Genomic DNA, 6,528 nt, shown 5'->3' with positions numbered 1-6,528 from the left:
CTGACTGCTGCAATCACTACAGTTTTAGCTAAAACTTACGGTGGTGCTGCTCGTGCATTCGATCAAATCGATAACGCACCAGAAGAAAAAGCTCGTGGTATCACCATCTCTACTTCACACGTAGAATATGACACTCCAACTCGTCACTACGCACACGTAGACTGCCCAGGTCACGCCGACTATGTTAAAAACATGATCACTGGTGCTGCGCAAATGGACGGAGCTATCCTGGTTGTTGCTGCGACTGATGGTCCAATGCCACAAACTCGTGAGCACATCCTGTTAGGTCGTCAGGTTGGTGTTCCTTACATCATCGTATTCCTGAACAAATGTGACATGGTAGATGATGAAGAGTTACTGGAATTAGTAGAAATGGAAGTTCGTGAACTTCTGTCTCAGTACGATTTCCCAGGTGATGACACTCCAGTAATCCGTGGTTCAGCGCTGAAAGCACTGGAAGGCGAAGCTGAGTGGGAAGCAAAAATTGTTGAATTAGCAGAAGCACTGGATTCATACATCCCAGAACCAGAGCGTGCAATTGACAAACCATTCCTGTTACCAATCGAAGACGTATTCTCAATCTCAGGCCGTGGTACAGTAGTAACTGGTCGTGTTGAGCGTGGCGTAATCAAAGTTGGTGAAGAAGTTGAAATCGTTGGTATCAAACCAACTGTTAAAACAACTTGTACTGGCGTTGAAATGTTCCGTAAATTACTTGACGAAGGTCGTGCAGGTGAGAACGTTGGTGTTCTTCTGCGTGGTACTAAACGTGAAGAAATCGAACGTGGACAAGTACTGGCAAAACCAGGTTCAATCAAGCCACACACTAAATTCGAATCAGAAGTTTATATTCTGAGCAAAGATGAAGGTGGTCGTCACACTCCATTCTTCAAAGGCTACCGTCCACAGTTCTACTTCCGTACAACTGACGTAACTGGTACTATCGAATTACCAGAAGGCGTAGAAATGGTAATGCCAGGTGACAACATCAACATGATCGTTGAACTGATTCACCCAATCGCGATGGACGACGGTTTACGTTTCGCTATCCGTGAAGGTGGCCGTACAGTAGGTGCGGGCGTTGTTGCTAAAGTATTAGGTTAATTACTCGCGTAATTTCCTAGAGAAGGGCATCGTAAGATGCCCTTTTTTATATCTGAAGATTAGATATTTTAAATCTCAGTAAAGTATTAATATTTTTTCTGCATCATCGCTGATGACACAAATAAGTAAAAAAACTTAAGTTAAATAAATAGAAATTGAAATCATAATAATTATCATTTACTATCTTGAGCGTGAGTAGTTAATGAGGTTGTTATTATGTACGTATGTCTTTGCAACGGTGTGAGTGATAAAAAAATTATCTCAACTGTCCATAAATATCAAATTCGCACTATTAATGAATTACGCAAAATCTTACCTGTTGGAAGTTGTTGCGGTAAGTGCGTACGTCAAGCCCGTCAACTTATCGAAAATGAGCAATCAGTTCTTTACCCACAAATTTCTGAAGTTGCATAACAAATTTTAAATTTCCTTTCTCTCCTCTTTGTATAAAAGGTCTACACTGAAAAGACTGGAAGCAAAGGAGCATAAAAATGAAAGGTGATAAAAAAATGATAGCCCACCTTAATAAGTTATTAGGTGGTGAGCTTGTTGCAATTAATCAGTATTTCCTACATGCCCGAATGTTCAAGAATTGGGGACTCACACGCCTCAATGAAATGGAATATCATGAATCTATAGATGAGATGAAACACGCAGATAAATATATCGAGCGCATCTTGTTCCTTGAGGGCATTCCAAATTTACAAGATTTAGGCAAACTAAACATCGGTGAAGATGTTGAAGAGATGCTACGTTCTGATCTGGAATTAGAATTAGGTGGCGCCAAAGATTTACGTGAAGCCATTGCTTACGCAGATTCAATTCATGACTATGTCAGCCGTGATCTCATGCTAGAAATTCTAACCGATGAAGAAGGGCATATTGATTGGATAGAAACCCAGCTTGAACTTATCGAACGCATGGGACTTCAAAATTATCTGCAAGCTCAAATTATTGAAGAGTAATTTAGCTTATACAGAAGGGAATAATCTATCTCCTTTAATGGATAATTAGACGCTTTTAAAAGCAAAGGTAATGAAGGTTGCCTTTGCTTTTTTTATTTTTGAAAAGATAAAACGAATTTTTATCGCTGATTTTTTATTCTTGGCTTGATTTCATCACTCAGGCAAGTATAATGCGCAGGCTCACTGATTTAGTGGGGCTGATTTATCAGCTAATGCAGATTTTATATTGCATTAATATAATACTCCCGATTGGGGAGTTATATGCAGAACGATTACACTCTCTCATCAATCGAAATGGGTACGAGTAGTGATCATTTACGTTTATAAAAAATAGTTGGAGCTCTGGTCTCATGCAGAACCAAAGAATCCGTATCCGCCTGAAAGCTTTTGATCATCGTCTGATTGATCAATCAACTGCGGAAATCGTAGAGACTGCTAAGCGCACTGGTGCGCAAGTTCGTGGTCCAATCCCACTGCCGACTCGCAAAGAGCGTTTCACAGTGTTGATTTCTCCGCACGTTAATAAAGATGCGCGTGATCAGTATGAAATTCGCACTCACAAACGTCTGGTTGACATCGTTGAGCCAACCGAGAAAACCGTTGATGCTCTGATGCGTCTGGATCTGGCTGCCGGCGTAGACGTGCAGATCAGCCTAGGTTAATCAGGTCATCAAGCGATTGAGAGGTTGAAACAATGATTGGTTTAGTCGGTAAGAAAGTAGGAATGACTCGTATCTTCACTGAAGATGGCGTTTCAATCCCTGTAACCGTTATCGAAATTGAAAACAACCGTGTTACTCAGGTCAGAGATCTGGAGAAAGACGGTTATCGTGCCATTCAGGTGACTACTGGTAGCAAAAAAGCTAACCGTGTACTGAAGCCTGAAGCAGGGCATTTTGCTAAAGCTGGTGTTGAAGCTGGCCGCTTACTACGTGAATTCCGTCTGAATGAAGGCGAAGAATACACTGTAGGTCAAAGCATTAGCGTAGAAATTTTCGCTGACGTTAAAAAAGTCGACGTTACTGGAACATCTAAAGGTAAAGGTTTTGCCGGTACTGTAAAGCGCTGGAACTTCCGTACTCAAGATGCTACCCATGGTAACTCCTTGTCTCACCGTGTTCCGGGTTCTATCGGTCAGAACCAGACTCCGGGTAAGGTGTTTAAAGGCAAGAAAATGGCAGGTCAACTGGGTAACGAACAAGTTACCGTTCAGAGCCTGGAAGTAGTACGTGTTGACGCTGAGCGCAACCTGCTGCTGGTCAAAGGTGCTGTTCCAGGTGCAACTGGCAGTGACCTGATCGTTAAACCAGCTGTCAAGGCGTAACGTCGAGGAGATAGGAATGGAATTGGTAATGAAAGACGCGCAAGGCGCGCTGACTGTTTCCGAAACTACCTTCGGGCGTGACTTTAACGAAGCGCTTGTGCATCAAGTAGTCGTTGCATACGCTGCTGGTGCTCGTCAAGGTACTCGTGCTCAGAAAACTCGTGCTGAAGTTTCTGGTTCAGGCAAAAAGCCTTGGAGACAGAAAGGTACTGGTCGTGCACGTTCAGGTTCAATCAAGAGCCCAATTTGGCGCTCTGGTGGTGTTAGCTTTGCAGCTAAACCACAGGACCACAGTCAAAAAGTAAACAAAAAGATGTACCGTGGTGCTCTGAAGAGCATTCTGTCTGAATTGGTACGTCAAGATCGTCTGATCGTCGTAGAGAATTTTTCTGTTGAAGCGCCTAAAACTAAACTTTTAGCACAGAAACTGAAAGATATGGCTCTGGTTGATGTTCTGATCGTCACTGCTGATGTAGATGAGAATCTGTATTTAGCAGCACGCAACTTATATAAAGTTGACGTACGTGATGCAGCAACAATCGACCCTGTTAGCTTAATCGCCTTCGACAAAGTCGTCATGACTGCTGACGCTGTGAAGCAAGTTGAGGAGATGCTGGCATGATCCGTGAAGAACGTCTGCTGAAAGTACTGCGCGCGCCGCATGTATCTGAAAAAGCTTCTATCGCGATGGAAAAATCAAATACCATCGTTCTCAAAGTTGCTAAAGACGCGACCAAAGCAGAGATTAAAGCAGCTGTACAAAAACTGTTTGAAGTCGAAGTTGAAAGTGTTAACACTCTGCTGATGAAAGGCAAAGTGAAACGTCACGGTCAGCGTATTGGTCGTCGTAGCGACTGGAAAAAAGCTTACGTAACCCTGAAGGAAGGCCAGAATCTGGACTTCGTCGGCGGCGCTGAGTAAGTCGGAGGAGTAAAGAACAATGGCAATTGTTAAATGTAAACCTACGTCTCCGGGCCGTCGCCACGTAGTTAAAGTGGTAAACCCTGAGCTGCATAAAGGAAAACCTTATGCGCCATTGCTGGAAAAAAACAGCAAGTCCGGTGGTCGTAACAACAATGGTCGTATCACTACCCGTCATATCGGTGGTGGTCACAAACAGGCTTACCGTATTGTTGACTTCAAACGCAACAAAGATGGTATCCCTGCGACAGTAGAACGTCTGGAATATGATCCAAACCGTTCAGCTAACATCGCTTTAGTGCTGTATGCTGATGGTGAACGTCGCTACATTCTGGCTCCAAAAGGCCTGAAAGCGGGTGATAAAGTTCAGTCTGGCGTTGATGCTGCTATCAAAGCGGGTAACACCTTACCAATGCGTAATATCCCGGTTGGTTCTACAGTTCATAACGTGGAAATGAAACCAGGTAAAGGTGGTCAGTTAGCTCGTTCAGCTGGTACTTACGTTCAGATCGTTGCTCGTGATGGTGCTTATGTCACTATTCGTCTACGTTCTGGTGAAATGCGTAAAGTTCCTTCTGATTGCCGTGCAACTATCGGTGAAGTTGGCAACTCTGAGCACATGTTACGCGTTCTGGGTAAAGCTGGTGCAAGTCGCTGGCGTGGTATTCGTCCTACCGTTCGCGGTACTGCGATGAACCCAGTCGATCACCCACATGGTGGTGGTGAAGGTCGTAACTTTGGTTTACACCCTGTAACACCTTGGGGTATCCAAACCAAAGGTAAGAAGACTCGTAAAAACAAACGCACTGAACATTTTATCGTTCATCGTCGTACTAAGAAATAATTAGAGGATAAGCCATGCCACGTTCTCTCAAGAAAGGTCCTTTCATTGACCTGCACTTGCTGAAGAAGGTAGAGAAAGCGGTGGAAAGCGGTGACAAAAAGCCTGTTAAGACTTGGTCCCGTCGTTCAACGATCTTTCCTAACATGATCGGTTTGACCATCGCTGTCCATAATGGTCGTCAGCATGTTCCAGTTTACGTTTCCGACGAAATGGTTGGTCACAAACTGGGTGAATTCGCGCCGACCCGTACTTATCGCGGTCATGCAGCCGATAAAAAGGCTAAGAAAAAATAAGGTAGGAGGAAGAGATGGAAACTATCGCTATGCATCGCCACGCTCGTTCTTCTGCTCAGAAGGTTCGCTTGGTAGCTGACCTGATTCGCGGTAAGAAAGTGTCGCAAGCTCTGGAAATTTTAACCTTTACCAACAAGAAAGCTGCTGGTTTAGTGAAGAAAGTACTGGAGTCTGCTATTGCTAATGCAGAACACAACGATGGCGCTGACATTGATGATCTGAAAGTAGCTAAGATCTTTGTTGACGAAGGTCCTTCTATGAAGCGCATTATGCCTCGTGCAAAAGGCCGTGCAGATCGTATTCTGAAGCGCACCAGCCACATCACTGTGGTTGTGTCTGATCGCTGAGACTCTGGAGACTAGCAATGGGTCAAAAAGTACATCCTAATGGTATCCGCCTTGGCATTGTCAAGCCTTGGAATTCCACATGGTATGCGGGTACCAATGAATTCGCTGACAACCTAGACAGCGATTTTAAAGTACGTCAGTACTTAACTAAAGAACTGGCTAAAGCATCTGTATCTCGTATCGTTATCGAACGTCCTGCGAAAAGCATCCGTGTGACTATTCACACTGCTCGCCCAGGCATCGTTATCGGTAAAAAAGGTGAAGATGTTGAAAAACTGCGCAAAAACGTAGCGGATATCGCTGGCGTTCCTGCGCAAATTAATATCGCCGAAGTACGTAAACCTGAACTGGACGCAAAATTAGTTGCTGACAGCATCACTTCACAGCTGGAACGTCGTGTTATGTTCCGTCGTGCTATGAAGCGTGCGGTACAGAACGCTATGCGTTTAGGCGCTAAAGGTATTAAAGTGGAAGTAAGTGGTCGTTTAGGCGGCGCTGAAATCGCTCGTACTGAATGGTATCGTGAAGGTCGTGTACCTCTGCACACTCTGCGTGCAGATATCGACTACAATACCTCAGAAGCACAAACCACTTATGGTGTGCTCGGCGTTAAGGTATGGATCTTCAAAGGTGAGATCCTGGGTGGTATGGCTGCAGTTGAACAGGCGGAAAAACCGGCTGCTCAACCTAAAAAGCAGCAGCGTAAAGGCCGCAAGTAAGGAGAGTCGCT

Annotated in this window: 11 protein-coding genes; all 11 read left to right on the top strand. The window is 44.3% G+C overall.

From position 1 onward, the window contains the following. Positions 1 to 1,104 (top strand): elongation factor Tu (gene tuf / locus GWJ01_RS03725; RefSeq protein WP_161710710.1); only part of this gene is annotated, 1,104 nt, incomplete at its 5' end. A gap of 216 nt (positions 1,105 to 1,320) precedes the next feature. Next, entirely contained in the window at positions 1,321 to 1,518 is a 198-nt protein-coding gene (gene bfd / locus GWJ01_RS03720) for a bacterioferritin-associated ferredoxin (protein WP_109395559.1), read from the top strand. A 77-nt stretch (positions 1,519 to 1,595) separates the two neighbouring features. Further along, positions 1,596 to 2,069, top strand: coding sequence for a bacterioferritin (bfr, locus tag GWJ01_RS03715; RefSeq protein WP_075674372.1), 474 nt, complete (start codon positions 1,596 to 1,598; stop codon positions 2,067 to 2,069). 350 nt (positions 2,070 to 2,419) lie between these two features. After that, positions 2,420 to 2,731: a 30S ribosomal protein S10 gene (gene rpsJ, locus GWJ01_RS03710; RefSeq protein WP_001181005.1), complete on the top strand. Its 312-nt coding sequence runs from the start codon at positions 2,420 to 2,422 to the stop codon at positions 2,729 to 2,731. A 32-nt stretch (positions 2,732 to 2,763) separates the two neighbouring features. Further along, positions 2,764 to 3,393 (top strand): 50S ribosomal protein L3, encoded by a 630-nt coding sequence (rplC, locus tag GWJ01_RS03705; RefSeq protein WP_023583465.1) that lies wholly within the window; start codon positions 2,764 to 2,766, stop codon positions 3,391 to 3,393. 16 nt (positions 3,394 to 3,409) lie between these two features. Next, entirely contained in the window at positions 3,410 to 4,015 is a 606-nt protein-coding gene (rplD, locus tag GWJ01_RS03700) for a 50S ribosomal protein L4 (protein ID WP_088494062.1), read from the top strand. Then, the gene (gene rplW / locus GWJ01_RS03695) at positions 4,012 to 4,314 is read left to right on the top strand and encodes a 50S ribosomal protein L23 (protein WP_004246962.1); all 303 of its coding nucleotides are present in this window, start codon (positions 4,012 to 4,014) and stop codon (positions 4,312 to 4,314) included. The genes rplD and rplW overlap by 4 nt, the downstream gene beginning before the upstream one ends. Positions 4,315 to 4,333: 19 nt before the next feature. After that, positions 4,334 to 5,158 (top strand): 50S ribosomal protein L2, encoded by an 825-nt coding sequence (gene rplB / locus GWJ01_RS03690; protein WP_099660734.1) that lies wholly within the window; start codon positions 4,334 to 4,336, stop codon positions 5,156 to 5,158. Positions 5,159 to 5,172: 14 nt separating this feature from the next. Continuing rightward, the gene (gene rpsS / locus GWJ01_RS03685) at positions 5,173 to 5,451 is read left to right on the top strand and encodes a 30S ribosomal protein S19 (RefSeq protein ID WP_004246960.1); all 279 of its coding nucleotides are present in this window, start codon (positions 5,173 to 5,175) and stop codon (positions 5,449 to 5,451) included. 14 nt (positions 5,452 to 5,465) lie between these two features. Further along, positions 5,466 to 5,798, top strand: a complete 333-nt coding sequence (gene rplV / locus GWJ01_RS03680; RefSeq protein ID WP_006535498.1) for a 50S ribosomal protein L22 — start codon at positions 5,466 to 5,468, stop codon at positions 5,796 to 5,798. Positions 5,799 to 5,815: 17 nt separating this feature from the next. Next, the gene (rpsC, locus tag GWJ01_RS03675; RefSeq protein ID WP_023583467.1) at positions 5,816 to 6,517 is read left to right on the top strand and encodes a 30S ribosomal protein S3; all 702 of its coding nucleotides are present in this window, start codon (positions 5,816 to 5,818) and stop codon (positions 6,515 to 6,517) included. Positions 6,518 to 6,528 lie beyond the last annotated feature (11 nt).

Source organism: Proteus sp. G2618 (assembly GCF_009915995.1).
In the GTDB taxonomy this organism is placed as follows: Bacteria; Pseudomonadota; Gammaproteobacteria; order Enterobacterales; family Enterobacteriaceae; genus Proteus; species Proteus terrae.
The sequence above is the reverse complement of the archived record's forward strand: the minus strand, read 5'-3'. Positions and strand labels throughout refer to the sequence as shown.